This is a genomic window from Geobacillus kaustophilus (assembly GCF_000948285.1).
Lineage (GTDB): Bacteria > Bacillota > Bacilli > Bacillales > Anoxybacillaceae > Geobacillus > Geobacillus thermoleovorans_A.
Genome location: NZ_JYBP01000003.1, coordinates 326,116 through 343,409, shown reverse-complemented (window position 1 = coordinate 343,409; position 17,294 = coordinate 326,116). Strand labels below are relative to the sequence as shown.

The following is a 17,294-nucleotide window of genomic DNA, read 5'->3' as shown; positions in this document are numbered from 1 at the left end:
CTTTCTTCCATTATATCAATCCTTTTCATCACTTGGCATTATTTTTTTAGAAGTTTTCGCACTTCAGATATAAAGTAAAGCGATCCAGTGACAAGCAACAGCTCGTCGTTTCCCATTCGTTTTTTCTTCTCGATGAGCCAGCCTGTCCAATCATCTGTCGCCGCCTTATGCAGGTGAGACGAAAGGGCAGCAAGCGCTTCCGCCAACGCCGCGCGCGGAAAATCGAACGTTGTAAACGTCATCGTTGCCGCCAGATCATCAAGCAGCCGAATCATCCGCTCGAGCGGCTTGTCCGCCAATGCCGCAAACAAAACATGGACGCGTTTGTCGGGATAATGGGCGCGCACCGTCTCCACAAGCGCGTGGATGCCGGCCTCGTTATGGGCGCCATCAAGGATAATGAGAGGATTGTCGCTCATCCGCTCAAACCGGCCGGGCCAAGTGGCCGTTGCGAGCCCGTCGGTGATATGCTCCGGATCGATCAAAAATGAATAGCCAAGCCGCAATAGTTCTGCCGTCATCACCGCCACAGCGGCATTTTCGACTTGATGGGCGCCCGGCATGGAAATGCGCAAACCGCGATATTCGGCAAATGGAGTCGTGACGGAAAACTGTTCCCCTTCGGCCGTCGCCTGCCGGTCAGAAACGGTAAAATCAACGCCGATCCGATACGTTTTCGCCTTCCGCTCCGCCGCCGTCTTGGCGATCACGTCCCACGCCTCAGGCTCGTTCACTGCTGTCACAAGCGGAACCCCTGATTTAATGATCCCCGCTTTTTCCGCGGCGATTTGCGCGAGTGTATCGCCTAAGATGTTCATATGGTCGTAGCTGACGTTCGTAATGACGGAAACGAGCGGATAAATGACGTTCGTCGAGTCCAAGCGTCCGCCGAGGCCGACTTCAATGAGCACGATGTCTTGAATGTGTTTTTTTCCGAAATAATACAGCATCATCGCTGTGATCACTTCAAATTCGGTCGGCCCGCCGAGCTCTGTTCGTTCCAATTCATCCGCCAGCGGTTTGATCGTCTGCACGAGCTCTACAATCTCTTCATCGCTGATCGGTTCGCCGTTGATGGTGATCCGTTCGTTAAACTGTTCGACATATGGAGACGTGAACGCCCCGACCGAATAGCCCGCCGCCTGCAAGATCGAACGCAAATAGGCGACCGTCGACCCTTTGCCGTTCGTTCCCCCGATATGGACGGCGCGGACGCGGCGTTCCGGTCGGCCAAGTTTTTCCATCATCCATTCCATCCGTTTCAATCCCGGTTTCATGCCAAGCCGCAGCCGCCCGTGAATCCAAGCAACCGCTTCTTCATACGTTCGAACCATGTTGACCATCCTCCTTGTCCTTTGTATCCTGATCCATCAAGGAAAAGACTGAATCGCATATGTCGAAGGCATTCCTCTTCTTTCAACAACATCATCTTCCATCGAAAAAGACGAATCCACTCGAAAGCGGATTCGTCTTCATCATAATCAACGGCGAGATCGTTTGTCTACCGTTTGAGCTCGGCGAGGCGCGCCTTGACGGCTTCGCGTTTTTCGACATAATCTTGCCGCTTGCGCCGCTCTTCTTCGACGACATGGGCCGGCGCTTTCGCCAAAAAGCCTTCGTTCGCCAGTTTCTTTTCGACGCGCTCGACTTCTTTGTTCCATTTGTCAAGCTCTTTTTCGAGCCGCTTAATTTCTTCCTCAATATTGATCAATCCTTCAAGCGGCATGATGAGCTCGGCGCCGGTGACGACCGCCGTCATCGCTTTGTCCGGCGCGGGAACGTTTGTATCGATCAAGAGCTCGCTCGGGTTGCAGAACCGCTCAAGATAGGCGCGGTTTTTCATGAGCGCCGCCCGCACTTGTTCATCTTTCACCTTAATATAGAGCGCAATCGGCTTGCCGGGCGGCGTGTTCACTTCGGCGCGGACGTTGCGGACGGCGCGGATGATGTCGACGAGCAGCCGCATTTCTTCCGCGGCTTCTTCGTTTGACAGCTCAGGGCGCGCTTGCGGCCACGGAGCGACGGTGATCGATTCGCCTTCATGCGGCAAGTTTTGCCAAATTTCCTCGGTAATGAACGGCATGAACGGGTGAAGCAGGCGCATCGTGTTGTCGAGCACATACGCCAGCACGGAGCGCGTCGTCTTTTTCGCCGCTTCGTCGTCACCGTAAAGCGGCAATTTCGCCATTTCAATGTACCAGTCGCACAAGTCGTCCCAAATAAAGTTGTACAGCGTGCGCCCTGCTTCGCCGAATTCGTATTTCTCAGCGAGCTTCGTCACCGTGTCGATCGTTTCGTTGAGACGCGTTAAAATCCAATGGTCGGCGACCGTTTTTTCACCGCTCAAATCAAGCTCCTCGTACGTCATGCCGCCCATGTTCATCAAGGCAAAGCGCGAGGCGTTCCAAATTTTGTTGGCGAAATTCCACGTCGCTTCGACTTTTTCGGTGCTGAAGCGCAAGTCTTGCCCCGGCGAGCTGCCGGTCGCCAAGAAGTAGCGGAGCGCATCGGCGCCGTACTGATCGATCACATCCATCGGATCGACGCCGTTGCCGAGCGATTTGCTCATTTTCCGCCCTTGGGCGTCGCGGACGAGGCCGTGGATGAGCACGTCTTTGAACGGGCGCTTTCCGGTGAATTCGAGCCCTTGGAAAATCATGCGCGACACCCAGAAGAAAATGATGTCATAGCCGGTGACAAGCACATCGGTCGGGTAGTAGCGCTTGTAATCCGGCGACTCCACATCCGGCCATCCCATTGTCGAGAACGGCCAAAGCGCCGAGCTGAACCATGTGTCGAGCACATCTGGGTCTTGCTCCCAGTTTTCGATGTCTTTGGGCGGCTCATGGTCGACGTACACTTCGCCCGTTTCTTTATGATACCACGCCGGGATGCGATGCCCCCACCAAAGCTGGCGCGAAATGCACCAGTCGCGGATGTTTTCAAGCCAATGCAAATACGTTTTTTCAAACCGCTCCGGCACAAACTGCACTTTCCCGTCGGTTTGCTGCAGCTTGATCGCCGCTTCGGCGAGCGGCTTCATTTTCACAAACCATTGCGTCGACAAATACGGTTCAACGACCGCGCCGCTCCGTTCGCTATGGCCGACCGAGTGGACGTGCTCCTCGATTTTAAAGAGGACTCCTTGTTCTTGCAAATCGCGGACGATTTGCTTCCGGCACTCGAACCGGTCAAGCCCTTGGTATTGCAAGGCGTTTTCATTCATCGTGCCGTCTTCGTTCATGACAAGAATGCGCGGCAAGTTATGGCGGTTGCCGATTTCAAAATCGTTCGGGTCGTGCGCCGGCGTAATTTTCACCGCCCCGGAGCCGAACTCCATATCGACATACTCGTCGGCGATGATCGGAATTTCGCGGCCGACGATCGGCAGCTTCACCATTTTGCCGATCAAATGCTTATACCGCTCGTCATCCGGGTGCACGGCAACGGCCGTATCGCCGAGCATCGTTTCCGGACGGGTCGTCGCCACTTCAATGTAGCCGGAGCCGTCGGCGAGCGGATAGCGCAAATGGTAGAGCGCGCCTTTCACTTCTTTATAAACGACCTCAATGTCCGACAAAGCGGTTTTCGTCACCGGGTCCCAGTTGATGATGTACTCGCCGCGGTAAATGAGCCCTTTTCGGTAAAGCGAGACGAACACTTCGCGCACCGCTTTTGAGAGCCCTTCATCGAGCGTAAACCGCTCGCGCGTGTAGTCGAGGCCAAGCCCTAACTTTGCCCATTGGCTGCGAATATGGCCGGCGTATTCTTCCTTCCACTTCCATGTTTCTTCTAAAAACTTTTCCCGGCCTAAATCGTAGCGCGACAGCCCTTGCCGGCGCAGCTTCTCTTCCACTTTCGCCTGGGTGGCGATGCCGGCGTGATCCATTCCCGGAAGCCACAGGACGTCATACCCTTGCATCCGTTTCATGCGCGTAATGATGTCTTGCAGCGTCGTATCCCACGCGTGGCCTAAATGCAGTTTGCCGGTGACGTTCGGCGGTGGAATGACGATCGTAAACGGTTTTTTCGCCGGATCGCCGGTCGCCTCAAAAAATTTCCCTTTCAGCCACCATTCGTAGCGCCCCGCTTCGACCGCGCGGTGGTCGTATTTCGGCGGCATCGACACTTCGTGCTGTGCCATGTCATTTCCCTCCTTACAACGTGATGGACAATGCGGCCGACAGCGCAAAGCCGCGCAGCCGGCAAGCAAAAAAGCCCCTTTCATCCCAAAAGGACGAAAGGAGCTGCTTTCGCGGTACCACCTTTTTTCTTAAGCCCAAAGGCTTAAGCGCTTCATTGGCATAACGGCACACGGCCGGCTTCCTCTACTCGGCAACAGCGCCGTTCAAAGAAGCAGCTCAAGGGCGACCTTCCAGCAGCCGGCATCCTAGGAAATCTCGCAGCTTCTGATTTCCCTCTCTGCAGGCGCGGACCGCTGTACTCCTCCCCGTCTTCGCTTTTGTCGTCATTGTTCGATTATTATACTACCATTGTCCATCATCTTTGCCAAGTTTTTATTTATTTATTCTACTGCCACCCGTTTGGTGACAAACATTTTTTCTATTCATATTGTATAGTAAACCGGAGAAGGAGGGAATGTCGATGCGGCGATTCAACCCGTATTCGTGGCCGCCGTGGCTTCGGCAAGTGCGCGCCGTCTGCGCCCAAGTAATCATTCCGCTCACGATCTTTCAAGCGATCCGCACCATTTTTTTGCCGACGACGTTTGATGTCATTTTATTGGCGATCTTTGTTCTCATTGCCGTGGCGCTCCATTTCGAATGGATTTAGAAGTCCGGAAAAACGATCGTTTTCTTTACTTAAAACGGCGGTTCTCAAGTGTTGAAAAGAACAAGGTTTATGAGGTTTCTCAATTTGAGAAAAGCCATGAATCTCCGCCCTCTCAGAGGGTCTGATGAAAAAACAATCATTTTCGCGGAATCGCTGGTTCTCACATGAAAGGAAAAGCCGCTTTTCTTGTTTTAAATGGAGAAACACTTCCGTTGGACCGCGTTCTCTGTTCCATCACCATCTTTTTTAGGAAGACGCCGTTTTGTTTGTCATCGGCTTACCCATTATCCTCTTCATCCGCCGGCGGTTCATTGTCCACCGCTTCTTCCTGCTGCTGCGCGGCGTCGCGTTGGACAAGGTGCATTATGAGCGCCTCCATGTTTTTAAACGCCAAATAACAGCGCTGCAGCGCGGCGACATGTTCCCGTTCGTTCCGCTCCTTCCGCGAAGCGGCCTCATATCGCTCCAAACAGCGGATAAACCCGCGCGGCTCCGCCAAATGGCTGTACAAAAACGCTCGCTCCCCGTCGGATAACGGCAGCTCCTTCTCGTACTCCTCGACCCCTTCCAGCCACTCGCTCCCGAGCGGCGGCATCGTCCACACATGAAAACGGAGCGCGGCGATCACATCAAAGAGCAGCGAATTCCAATGCGCCCGCTCCCAGCTGATCCAATACGGCGGGATATAGTGGGGAAGGCGTGCTTTGCCGTGCACCCAGGCGATCCGCCATTGCTTCGTTTCCTTCAATATCTCTTCCCAAGCATCGAGCCGCTCCTCAGCAAACGAGTACGCGCGCATCACCTCGTGAAAATATGTGCAACACTGGAGCTGAAACGGCGACATGTACCACGCCGCTTCATACCGCTCGACACGCTCTTCCCAAACGGCGCGGGCCCGCTGCCATTCGTCTTTTTTTTGCTTTCGATAATCCTCGATCTCTTCTTCGTTCACTTTTATGGAGCGAACTGTAGAGCGATGGAGGCGTGCGAGATCGCGAAAAAAGGCGCGGACCGGGTCCCCTTCCGCCTTCGCTTCGCCGTTATGCCATGCTTGCAAATAATAAAGACGGCTGCCTTCCGCCGCAAACAACGACCGCCGCCGCGTCAGGTAAAGCGGGAGACAACGGGGGCCGCCATGCTGAAGAGACTGCCAAACGGCGGCGGCTTCTTGCTCGCTTTCAAGCGGCTTTAAAGCGAAAACGCCGCGGTTCGTGTATACCTTGACGGCTTTGCCTCGCTGCTCCATGCGCACTGGACGAAGCCCATACTGGACGAGCACAGCATCATATTGGTCAAACTGTGCGGCCATCGTGACGCCCCCTTATCGGCAAAAGAAACGGAAAGCGTCCCTTTCATGAGAAAGGACGGCTTCCCGCCATGGCCGGAATATACAAAAGCTGCCCCTCGTGCACGTCATCTGGGCTTTCCAAATCATTGGCGCGCAAAAGCTGCGAGACAGTTACATCATACCGTTCGGCAATCTTGTCCAATGAATCTCCTTGCTGGACGATGCAAATTTTCAGTTTCGTAAACTCTTCCGCCTCGCTTTTCGCAAATAGTTTCGTCAAGTAAAGCGCATTTTCGCTTTTTGTTTTCTTTTCTTCTTCCTCTTCTTCCTCAACCGCCTTTTTCGCCGCCCCGATCGATACTTTCGCCTCAGTTGGCGGCAGCAGCGAAGCGATGTCTTCCTCCGTCTGTGCGCTGACCGCCTTCGTTTCCGTCTCAAGCGGCAAAAACGGCTCTTTGGCCTCTTCTTCACCCTCCGTTTCTTCATGACGCATGACGGCTGGCTCCATGACGGAAACCGTCGTTTCGCCAGCGGCAAAAGCCGGCTGTTCATCCTCCTCATCGGCGAGATCATCCACGGAAGCAAACGATTCCTTGCGGGCGATCGATTCAAACGGGGCAAACAGCGGCTCATCGTCCTCCTCATCGTCCGGCAAATCATCGCCAAGCGGCGCTTCGCTGATGCCGCTGATCGAAATGTCGGCAGTGATCAGCAATCTTCCATTTTCATCCAAATCATAATCAAACGATTCAACCGTCACGTACACATCCTCAAGGGAACGAATGCGGTTTTTTGGAATCGTAATATCGATTGGAAAACGGTGCGACAGTTCGCTGATCCCGTCTTCGCGCACCGAAATGTGTTGAATGAACCGATAACCAGCCAGCTCAAACACGTCGTCATCCGCTTCAGCCTGCCCTTCGCCCGCTTGGCGGAATTCGCCGCTCAACTCAAGCGCGCCGCGGATCGTAATGTATTGGTCGTACTCATCGACGGAAATGACCGGATCAAGAGAAATAGATAAAAACTCGGCGACTTCCTGTCCTCTTTTAAACCAGACCGATTCTTCCAATGAAAAACGCAAATACGATTGCTCCAACCGGGCCTCCTCCTTCCGTCCCTTCGCCAAATTTTCTATGACATTATCCATTGTATGAACAGAAACGAGGAGGTATGATAAAAAATTGGGCTGCCGACGGTCGGCAGCCCCTTTCCTTATCCGCGCAGACGGGCAAACACCCGCTCTGCAGCGGCAATCGTATATTCAATATCATCATCACTGTGCGCCGTCGACAAAAACAGCCCTTCAAATTGCGACGGCGGCAGGAAAATGCCTTCATTCGCCATTTCCCGATAATAGGCGGCAAACAGCTCCAAGTCGGACGTTTTCGCTGTCTCGTAGTTGACCACCGGCTCGCTCGTGAAGAAAAAGCCGATCATCGACCCAGCGCGGTTGATCGTATGCGGGATGCCGTATTTCTCTGCTGCCTGATGGAGCCCATCTGCAAGACGCGCCGCTTTGCGGCCAAGCTCTTCGTACGTTTCCGGCGTCAGCTGGCGGAGCGTCTCGTACCCGGCCGTCATGGCGAGCGGGTTGCCGGATAGCGTGCCGGCTTGGTACACCGGCCCGCTCGGCGCGACAAGCTCCATGATCTCAGCTTTGCCCCCGTACGCCCCGACCGGCAAGCCGCCTCCGATCACTTTGCCAAGGCACGTCAAATCCGGCTCAATGCCATAATACCCTTGGGCGCAGTGGTAATCGACGCGGAACCCGGTCATGACCTCGTCGAAAATCAATAAGGCTCCGTATTGTTTCGTCACCTCGCGCAGCCCTTCCAAAAAGCCAGGCACTGGCGGAACGACGCCCATGTTGCCGGCGACCGGTTCGACGATCACCGCGGCGATGTCTTCGCCAAACCGCTCAAACGCATAGCGGACGCTGTCCAGATCATTGTACGGAACGGTGATCGTATGCTGGGCGATCGATTCCGGCACGCCCGGGCTGTCCGGCAGGCCGAGCGTCGCCACGCCGGAGCCGGCTTTAATGAGCAGCGAATCGCCATGGCCGTGGTAGCTGCCCTCGAATTTCACGATTTTGTTGCGCTTCGTATAGCCGCGCGCCAAGCGGAGGGCGCTCATCGTCGCCTCGGTGCCGGAATTGACCATCCGCACGATCTCGACCGACGGCACCCGCTCGATGACGAGCTTGGCGAGCTCATTTTCAAGCAATGTCGGAGCGCCAAAGCTTGTCCCTTGTTCGGCCACCCGCTTCAATGCTTCAACGACTTGGGGATGGGCATGCCCTAAAATGAGCGGACCCCATGACAGCACGTAATCAATGTACTCATTGCCGTCAATATCGTAAATTTTCGCTCCTTGGCCGCGCGCCATGAAAATCGGCGTCATCCCAACCGACTTGAAGGCGCGCACCGGGCTGTTCACCCCGCCCGGCATCAACTTCACCGCTTCTTCGTAAGCGGTTTTTGACCGTTCGTAGCTTCGCATGCTTCCGCCCTCCTCTCTATTCAGCCATCCAGCGGGCGACATCTTTCGCAAAATACGTAATGATCAAATCCGCGCCCGCCCGTTTCATCCCTGTCAACATTTCCATGACGACCGGCTTCTCATCGATCCAGCCGTTTTGCGCCGCCGCCTTGATCATCGCATACTCGCCGCTCACATTATAGGCGACAAGCGGCAGCGGAAAGCGGTTTTTGATGTCGCGGATAATGTCCATGTACGCAAGCGCTGGCTTCACCATCAAGAAATCAGCGCCTTCTTTGACATCCGACTCCGCCTCGCGAAACGCCTCAAGGCGGTTGGCCGGATCCATTTGGTACGTCTTCCGGTCGCCAAACTGCGGCGCGCTGTCGGCGGCATCACGGAACGGGCCGTAAAACGCCGAAGCGTATTTGATTGCATACGACATGATCGGCACATACTCAAACCCTGCTTCATCAAGCCCACGGCGAATGGCGGCGACAAAGCCGTCCATCATGTTCGACGGCGCAATGATGTCGGCGCCGGCTTGCGCTTGGCTCACCGCCGTTTTGGTGAGGAGCTCGAGCGACGGGTCGTTCAGCACACGCTCGTTTTCGACGACGCCGCAATGGCCGTGGCTCGTATATTCACATAAACACGTATCCGCAATGACGACTAGATCCGGGTGTTCGGCTTTGATTTGGCGGATCGCCCGCTGAACAATCCCTGTCTCACAATACGCCTGCGAACCGACTTCATCTTTTTCATTCGGCACGCCAAACACCATGACGGCGGGAATGCCAAGCTTGGCGATGTCGTCCGCTTCCTCTGATAAGCGGTCAAGCGATAAATGGTAAACCCCTGGCATCGACGGCACTTCCCGCTTAATGCCGCTTCCCTCGACCACAAACAGCGGATAAATGAGATCCTCGACGCGAAGATGCGTCTCGCGCACCATCGCCCGAATCGCAGCCGTTTGCCGCAAGCGGCGATGGCGGTCAAATGACAGTGCCATTCATTGTCCCTCCATGGAAAAGTATTGTTCCATCGCTTTAATGATACCATCAGCGGTGTAATCGGCCGCACAAATATGCACCGGAATGCCCGCCCGCTCGGCCGCTTCTTTCGTCACCGGCCCGATGCAGGCGACCGCAACACCGGAAAGAAGGGCATCCGCTTCTTTGTCGAGAAGGCGGACAAGGCTGTCAACCGCCGACGGGCTCATCAAGGTGACCGCATCAAGCTCCCGCCGGCGCAACAGCAACAACAACCGCTCCCGGCCGCTTTCATCCGATGCGGTTTCGTACACCGTGAGCTCATCGACGACGGCCCCCGCGTTTCGCAACGACTCGGGCAGCGTCGGACGGGCCAAATTGCCTTTCACAAACAGTACACGATCGCCTCGTTTGATATGCGGAACGAGCGCGGCCGCCAGCCGTTCAGCAGTGTAATCATCCGGCACGAGCGCCGGGGAAAGACCGCGCTCGGCGAGCGCCGCCGCTGTTTTCCGCCCGACAACGGCCATCTTCGGCAGCGGCTGCGGCAACAAAACGTGCGGGAAAAAGAAGCGGACCGCGTTGGCGCTCGTGAAGATGAGCCAGTGATATTCATTGATCCGCTCAGCCATAGCGGCGATTTCCTCCGGCGCCGCCGGTCGGATGGCAATGAGCGGGATCTCGACCGGCACGGCGCCGACAGCGCGCAGCTTGGCAGAAAACGATGCTGCCTGCTCTTTGCCGCGTGTCACGAGCACCGTTTTGCCGGCGAGCGCGCTATGTGTCATGATTGGCTCAACTCCTGTTTCACCCGCTCGATGAGCGCTTTCGCCCCTTGTTCGATTAAGACAGCGGCCGCCTGCCGGCCGACAGCCTCCGGATCGGCGCCCGTGACGATTTCTTTATACTTTTCTTTTCCATCCGGCGAAGCGACAAGGGCCGTGAGGCGCACGATGCCGCCGTCTGCTTCGGCGTAGCCGGCAATCGGCACTTGACAGCCGCCCTCCATTTGCTGCAAAAAGGCGCGCTCCGCCCGAACAGCCCGCTCGGTTTGCTCGTCGTTTAACCGGCTGAGCCATCGGCGCAATTCGTCATCATCCTCCCGGCATTCGACCGCCAGCGCCCCTTGGCCGACCGCCGGAACACAGACATCAAAAGAAAGATAGTCGCTGATGACGTCATTGCCCCAACCCATGCGCGCAAGACCCGCCGCCGCCAGCACGATCGCATCGTACTCTTCGCTTTCGAGCTTCGCCAACCTTGTGTCAATATTGCCGCGAATCCATTTAATCGTCAAATCCGGGCGATAGGCAAGCAGCTGCGCCGAACGGCGCAAGCTGCTCGTGCCAATGACCGATCCCGCCGGCAAATCATGCAACGCCCGGTTGCCTTTGCTGACAAGCACATCGCGTGCATCTTCGCGGCGCGGAACCGCACCGATCACTAAACCTTCGGGCAGCACGGCCGGCATATCTTTCATGCTATGGACCGCCATATTGATGCCGCCGGCGAGCAATTCATGCTCAATCTCTTTCACAAACAACCCTTTGCCCCCGACTTTCGAGAGCGTCACATCAAGCACCCGATCTCCTTTTGTGACGATTTCTTTCACTTCAAACGTAAACGGCGCTCCAAGCTGTTTCAATTCGTTGATCACCCACTTCGTCTGGGTCAAGGCAAGCTTGCTGCGCCGCGAGCCAACGACAATGTTCCGCATCTCGTTCCACCTCAATTACGAATACCAAAAATGAAATTTTGATAAACTGCCAAACAAGAAAAAGTTGACAAGCAAAAATAAAAACGAACCGATATTCCATAGCGCGATCGCCTTCCCTTGCATCTGCCGGACGGCTCGCTTGTAAAAATAGACGCCATAGACGAGAAGAACGACAAACGACCCGAGCACTTTCGCATCATACCAATGGAAATGGTCGATTTGAATGTGCGCCCAAATCACGCCAAGAATGAGCCCTAATAACAACATAGGCAAGCCGAGCACATTTAAAACATACGACAAAAAATCAAGCCGCGACAAATCCGCCATGCGCCAAAGGCGCACCCCCCACTTTTTCTTTTTCAGCAAACTGTACTGCAACATGTAAAGCACCGAAAACAAAAACGACAGCGTAAACGCCGCATACGCTCCGAGCGAAAGGGTGATGTGGATGATAAGCAGCTCCGAGACGAGCCGCTCCGCAACAGCCGGCGACTGCGAAGACGGTGCGAACGTATGAATGGCCAAAATAAAAAACGCAAGCACATTCGTAAAAAAGACGATGAAATCGACGCGCAGCAGCCGATTGATGACGAGCGACAGCGTAATGAGCAGCCAAGCGTAAAAATAAAGCCCTTCCGACATCGTCAAAATCGGAAAGCGCTTCGTCTCCATGATGCGAGAAACAAACGTCACTGTCTGCAAAAGCCACACAATAGAAAGCAACCAGAAGGCGAGATCGTTCGCCTTCCGGTTTTGCTGCAAAAAATCGATGAAATAGAAAAGGATCGAAGCGATGTAAAGCAAAATGGACAGCTCATACAGCAGCGCCACCGTCCATCCCACCTTACAGCTGCCATGATGGGCGGGCGGCACGGACCGCCTCCGCGTCTTGTTCATCGCATTGCACGGATTTCGCCTGCTGCATATGCCGATCGGCTTTCACCGCATCTTCGATATTGAAAATTTTCATAAACAGCTGAAGCGCCTCCTCGGCATTCGGGCCGGCGGCGAGTTCCTTCGCCTGCAAAATCGGATCGCGGAGCAGCTGGTTAATAATGCTTTTCGTATGCTTATTCAACACTTTCCAGTCGCGCTCCGACAAATGCGGAAGTTTCCGCTCCAAACTTTTCATCGTTTCGGCTTGGATGGCCAACGCCTTTTCGCGCAATGCGGCAATGACTGGCACGACGCCGAGCGTCTGCAGCCATTGGCTGAACGCCATAAGTTCCGCTTCGATCATCGTTTCAATGCGAGCCGCTGCCTTTTGCCGTTCCGCCAAGTTGGCCGCCACCACATCTTGCAAATCGTCGATGTCGTACAAAAAGACGGTTTCCAGTTCGGCCAGCGCCGGATCCAAATCGCGCGGCACCGCGATGTCAACCATAAAGAGCGGGCGGCCTTTGCGCATTTTCTCAAGCGGCGCCACCATTTCCTTCGTCAAAATATAGCCTTTCGCTCCCGTCGAGCTGATGACGATATCCGCTTCCAGCAAAGCGCATGACAATTCGCCGAGCGGCTTCGCTTCGCCGGCAAACTGCTTAGCAAGCTGTTTCGCTTTTTCAAGCGTCCGATTGACGACCGTCACTTTGCCGACGCCGCTGCCGTACAAGTTTTGCGCCGCCAGCGCCCCCATTTTGCCGGCGCCGATGATCAAGACGTGCTTGCCGGCAAGGCGGCCGAAAATTTTCTTCGCCAACTCAACCGCCGCATAGCTGACCGATACAGCGTGCGCGCCGATGCCCGTTTCCGAGTGGGCGCGCTTCGCAAAGGTCACCGCCTGCTTGAACAGATGATTGAAAATCGTGCCGCTCGTCCCGACCTCTTGAGCGAGCAAATAGCTGTCTTTCACTTGCCCTAAAATTTGCGTTTCCCCAAGCACCATCGAATCAAGGCCAGCCGCCACGCGGAACAAATGCTGGATGGCCGCCTCTCCTTCAAGCACACGCAAATACGGAGCAATCGCTTCCACTTTGACGCCAAACCATTCGGCTAAAAATGCTTTAATATAGTAACGGCCGGTATGCAGTTGATCAACCACTGCATAAACTTCCGTCCGATTGCACGTCGAGACGATCACATTTTCGAGCACGCTTTTTTGCTTGGCGAGCTGTTTCATCGCCGCACCGAGTTCCGCTTCCGCAAACGCGAGCTTTTCGCGGATTTCTACAGGGGCGGTTTTATAGTCGACGCCAACGACTACGATTTGCACGATGCCATCCCCCTTATTGACCGAATCCCTTCCATCATTATATCACAACCGTCCATCGTTCCGATTTGAAAAAATTGTGAACATGCCTCCAAAGCTATGCTAAACTGTAGACAGTGATCATTCTATCATAAACATGTCCAAAAGGGAAACGGAGGACGCGACGATCATGAAAACCCGAACGGTATTCGCCGGCATCTTGTTCATCGGCCTCGGGCTGTATTTTCTCGCCGGACAGTTGGAATCCCCCCTTTTCCATTTCTTCCAAGGTTGGCCGGCCTTGCTTGCCATTTGCGGCGCGGCTTTGCTTGGCCAGGCGCATGCAGCGCGCGAATATGCTTACCTTTTCCCCGGCTTTCTTTTACTCGGATTTGGCGTTGAGTTGCTCCTTGCGAGTGCATTTTCGGCCTGGCCCCGCGGCGTGAACATGTTTTTTTTCCTCATCGCGCTCGCTTTTTTCGCCAGCAGCCGCAAACAAAAAGGCGGGGCCGGCTTTGGCGTGCTTTTTTTGCTTCTCGCTGTCGTGCTGACGTTTTCCGGGCGCGGCCAGCCATTCTTTCACCTCGTCCAAGCGGGGCTTTCCTCTGTCTGGAAGTTTTGGCCGCTCGGACTCATCGGCATCGGCGTCTATCTATTATGGACTAGGCGAAAATAGCCTTAGAAGTGAAAACACCAGCGGAATCGCTGGTGTTTTCGTCATGAGGCCACAAACGGCAAAAGCGCCGCCCATGCTTCGTCTTTCCCTTGTCCGGTCTCGGCGGAAAACAAAATGAGCGGGTCGCCGTCAGCCATCCGCAGCGTCTCGCGCACGATTTTCGCGTGTTTTTGATGCTTGCCGCGCGGCACTTTGTCCGCTTTCGTCGCGATGACGATCATCGGGATCTCGTAATGCTTCAAAAACTCGTACATCATCACATCGTCTTTTGTCGGCGGATGGCGCAAGTCAACGAGCAAAACCGCCCCCTTGAGCGCCTCGCGCGTCGTAAAGTACGTCTCCATCATTTTCCCCCATTTTTGCCGCTCTTGCTTCGACACGCGGGCGAAACCATAACCTGGCACGTCCACAAAGTAAAACGAGTCGTTAATCAAATAAAAATTCAACGTTTGCGTTTTACCTGGCTTTGAGGAGGTGCGCGCCAAGTTTTTCCGGTTGATCATTTTGTTGATGAATGATGATTTGCCGACGTTCGAACGGCCGGCGAGCGCCACCTCCGGCCGTCCGCCGTCCGGATATTGTTCCGGCTTGACGGCACTGGTCACAAGCTCTGCTTTCTTCACATTCATCGCTTCCACCCCACCAGCGCGTGCGGCAGCACCTCATCGAGATGGGAGACGAGCACAAAGCGCAAGTCGCGCTTCACCGTTTCCGGAATGTCAGCCAAATCTTTTTCATTGTCTTTCGGCAAAATGACCGTTTTCAATCCGGCACGATGGGCGCTTAACGTTTTCTCTTTCAGCCCCCCGATCGCAAGAACGCGGCCGCGCAGCGTAATTTCCCCGGTCATGCCGACAAAGCGGCTCACCGGCTTGCCTGTCAAAGCGGAAATGAGTGCGGTCGCAATCGTAATGCCGGCCGATGGCCCGTCTTTCGGCACCGCTCCTTCCGGAACGTGGATGTGAATATCATATTTCTCATGGAATTTCGGATCAATGTCAAGCTCCTCAGCGCGCGACCGCACATAGCTGAACGCCGCTTGCGCTGATTCTTTCATGACATCGCCGAGCTTGCCGGTCAGCACGAGTTTCCCATTGCCTGGCGCAAGCGACACTTCGATTGCGAGCGTATCGCCGCCAAACGCCGTATACGCCAGCCCGGTCGCCACGCCGACTTGATCTTCCGACTCCGCTCGGCCGTAGCGGTATTTTCGCTTCCCTAAAAACTCTTCGATGTTGTTTTCTGTCACCACCACCCGTTTTCTCTCGCCGGAGACGATGAGACGCGCCGCTTTCCGACAGATGGCAGCAAGCTGCCGCTCCAGCTCCCGCACCCCGGCCTCGCGCGTATAATGGCGGATGATATCGAGCATCGCCTCATCACGAATTTGCAGCGCCGCCTTTTTCAGCCCGTGCTCGGTGATTTGTTTCGGCAGCAAATGCCGCTTGGCGATATGCAGCTTCTCTTCTTCCGTGTAGCCGGGGATGTGAATGACTTCCATCCGATCCAACAAAGGCTGCGGAATGGACGCCAAATGGTTGGCTGTGGCAATGAACATCACCTTCGATAAATCGTACGGCTCTTCAATGTAATGATCGCTGAACGCATGATTTTGCTCTGGATCCAGCACCTCCAGCATGGCCGCCGATGGATCGCCGCGGAAGTCGCTTGACATTTTGTCGATTTCATCTAACAAAAAGACCGGGTTAATCGTGCCTGCTTTCTTCATTCCTTGAATAATGCGCCCTGGCATCGCGCCGACATACGTGCGGCGATGGCCGCGGATTTCCGATTCGTCGCGGACGCCGCCGAGCGAGACGCGGACAAAACGGCGGCCAAGCGCTTTGGCGATCGAGCGGGCAAGCGATGTTTTTCCGACCCCCGGCGGTCCGGCGAGGCAAAGAATCGGGCCTTTCAATGATTTCGTCAGCTGCTTGACGGACAAAAACTCCAACACCCGTTCTTTCACTTTATCAAGCCCGTAGTGCTCCTCGTGTAAAATCGCTTCCGCCCGCTTAATGTCATGGATGTCTTCTGTTTCTTTCGACCATGGCAGGGCGATAAGCCAATCAAGGTAGTTGCGGATGACCGCACTTTCCGCTGAAGTCGCCGGAATTTTTTCATAGCGGTCGAGCTCCTTCAGTGCGGTTTCCTTTACATGCTCCGGCATGCCGGCCGCCTCAATTTTTTCCTTCAGCTCCTCAACTTCGCCTGTTTTTCCTTCTTTTTCGCCGAGCTCTTTTTGAATCGCCTTCATTTGCTCGCGCAAGTAATATTCTTTTTGTGTCCGCTCCATCGACTGCTTGACGCGGGCGCTGATCTTTTTCTCAAGCTGGAGCACTTCTTTTTCGTTGTGCAAAATTTGAATGATTTGATTGAGACGCTCTTTCACGTCGATCGTTTCCAAAATGCGCTGCTTTTCTTCGAGCTTAAGCGGCAAGTGCGAAGCGATGATGTCCGCCATTCGCCCCGGCTCATCAATGTCGACGATCGAGGCGTAAATGTCGACCGACAGCCGCTTGGACAAGTTTATGTACTGCTCGAAATATTCAAGCATCGTCCGCTTGAGCGCCTCATCTTCTAAATCTTTCGCCGCCCGGTCGGCAAACTTTTCGACTTTGACGAGAAAGTACGGCTCCTCGCTGATCACTTCCGTAATGAGCGCTCGGGCGACGCCTTCGACAAGCACGCGGAACGTGCCGTTCGGGAGCTTCAGCAGCTGCTTGACGCGCGCGATCGTTCCCATTTTATATAAGTCATCCATGTCCGGTTCGTCGATGGCAACGTCTTTTTGCGACGTCAGCAAAATCATATGATCCTCGACCATGGCTTGTTCGAGCGCTTTGACCGATTTCTCGCGCCCGACATCCAAGTGAAGCACCATCGTCGGAAACACGAGCAGCCCACGCAGCGGCAAAAGCGGAACGACCGTCTCCTTTTTCTTTCCGTTCACGCCGAACACCTCCATCTCTCGCTTCTATTCGTTTATTGTATAGTACGGTAGCCGGGTTTGTAAAATTTGACGAACGAAAAAACGCGCGGCGCTCCGTCTGCAGGCAAAGAAAAACCGACTTCAGCGACGATCCGCTTGCGCCGAAGCCGTACATAAAAGAGAGGCCGAGCGAGCCGCCCGATTCGGTTGCGATCGGACGCCCGCT

14 protein-coding genes and 1 other annotated feature are annotated in these 17,294 nt (G+C 54.8%); of the genes, 2 read left to right on the top strand and 12 right to left on the bottom strand.

Translation table 11 applies throughout. From position 1 onward, the window contains the following. Positions 1–38: 38 nt before the first annotated feature. Both LG52_RS02200 and LG52_RS02195 read right to left on the bottom strand, forming a co-directional pair. Positions 39–1,334, bottom strand: a complete 1,296-nt coding sequence (locus tag LG52_RS02200; protein ID WP_044730682.1) for a bifunctional folylpolyglutamate synthase/dihydrofolate synthase — start codon at positions 1,332–1,334, stop codon at positions 39–41. A gap of 167 nt (positions 1,335–1,501) precedes the next feature. Then, the gene (locus LG52_RS02195; RefSeq protein ID WP_044730681.1) at positions 1,502–4,144 is read right to left on the bottom strand and encodes a valine--tRNA ligase; all 2,643 of its coding nucleotides are present in this window, start codon (positions 4,142–4,144) and stop codon (positions 1,502–1,504) included. An 86-nt stretch (positions 4,145–4,230) separates the two neighbouring features. Then, positions 4,231–4,466, bottom strand: a binding site (T-box leader). Between the two features lie 139 nt (positions 4,467–4,605). Between LG52_RS02195 and LG52_RS02185 the strand changes: the two genes are divergently transcribed. Continuing rightward, the gene (locus tag LG52_RS02185; protein WP_044730680.1) at positions 4,606–4,794 is read left to right on the top strand and encodes a hypothetical protein; all 189 of its coding nucleotides are present in this window, start codon (positions 4,606–4,608) and stop codon (positions 4,792–4,794) included. Positions 4,795–5,071: 277 nt separating this feature from the next. Here LG52_RS02185 and ysxE read toward each other — a convergent pair whose 3' ends face one another. From ysxE to hemA, 8 genes are all read right to left on the bottom strand, one after another. After that, positions 5,072–6,103, bottom strand: a complete 1,032-nt coding sequence (gene ysxE / locus LG52_RS02180; RefSeq protein ID WP_044730679.1) for a spore coat protein YsxE — start codon at positions 6,101–6,103, stop codon at positions 5,072–5,074. Between the two features lie 43 nt (positions 6,104–6,146). Further along, a complete protein-coding gene (spoVID, locus tag LG52_RS02175; RefSeq protein WP_044730678.1) occupies positions 6,147–7,181 on the bottom strand; it encodes a stage VI sporulation protein D in 1,035 nt (344 codons plus the stop codon). A gap of 116 nt (positions 7,182–7,297) precedes the next feature. After that, positions 7,298–8,587, bottom strand: coding sequence for a glutamate-1-semialdehyde 2,1-aminomutase (gene hemL / locus LG52_RS02170; protein WP_044730677.1), 1,290 nt, complete (start codon positions 8,585–8,587; stop codon positions 7,298–7,300). Positions 8,588–8,603: 16 nt separating this feature from the next. Next, positions 8,604–9,578 carry a porphobilinogen synthase gene (hemB, locus tag LG52_RS02165; RefSeq protein WP_044730676.1) on the bottom strand — a complete coding sequence of 325 codons (975 nt, stop codon included), beginning with the start codon at positions 9,576–9,578 and terminating at the stop codon, positions 8,604–8,606. Further along, on the bottom strand, positions 9,579–10,346 hold the full coding sequence (locus LG52_RS02160; RefSeq protein ID WP_044730675.1) for a uroporphyrinogen-III synthase: 768 nt from the start codon (positions 10,344–10,346) through the stop codon (positions 9,579–9,581). After that, positions 10,343–11,275 (bottom strand): hydroxymethylbilane synthase, encoded by a 933-nt coding sequence (gene hemC, locus LG52_RS02155; protein ID WP_044730674.1) that lies wholly within the window; start codon positions 11,273–11,275, stop codon positions 10,343–10,345. The genes LG52_RS02160 and hemC overlap by 4 nt, the downstream gene beginning before the upstream one ends. Before the next feature lie 15 nt (positions 11,276–11,290). Further along, the gene (ccsA, locus tag LG52_RS02150) at positions 11,291–12,106 is read right to left on the bottom strand and encodes a cytochrome c biogenesis protein (RefSeq protein ID WP_156135616.1); all 816 of its coding nucleotides are present in this window, start codon (positions 12,104–12,106) and stop codon (positions 11,291–11,293) included. A gap of 13 nt (positions 12,107–12,119) precedes the next feature. Continuing rightward, positions 12,120–13,484 carry a glutamyl-tRNA reductase gene (gene hemA, locus LG52_RS02145; protein ID WP_044730672.1) on the bottom strand — a complete coding sequence of 455 codons (1,365 nt, stop codon included), beginning with the start codon at positions 13,482–13,484 and terminating at the stop codon, positions 12,120–12,122. A gap of 166 nt (positions 13,485–13,650) precedes the next feature. On the opposite strand from hemA, the gene LG52_RS02140 reads away from it, so the two are divergent. Continuing rightward, positions 13,651–14,136, top strand: coding sequence for a LiaI-LiaF-like domain-containing protein (locus tag LG52_RS02140; protein WP_044730671.1), 486 nt, complete (start codon positions 13,651–13,653; stop codon positions 14,134–14,136). 41 nt (positions 14,137–14,177) lie between these two features. On the opposite strand, the gene yihA is transcribed toward LG52_RS02140, so the two are convergent. Together yihA and lon are read right to left on the bottom strand one after the other, a co-directional pair. After that, positions 14,178–14,765, bottom strand: coding sequence for a ribosome biogenesis GTP-binding protein YihA/YsxC (gene yihA / locus LG52_RS02135; protein ID WP_044730670.1), 588 nt, complete (start codon positions 14,763–14,765; stop codon positions 14,178–14,180). Continuing rightward, entirely contained in the window at positions 14,762–17,104 is a 2,343-nt protein-coding gene (gene lon, locus LG52_RS02130; RefSeq protein WP_044730669.1) for an endopeptidase La, read from the bottom strand. The genes yihA and lon overlap by 4 nt, the downstream gene beginning before the upstream one ends. Positions 17,105–17,294: the final 190 nt, after the last annotated feature.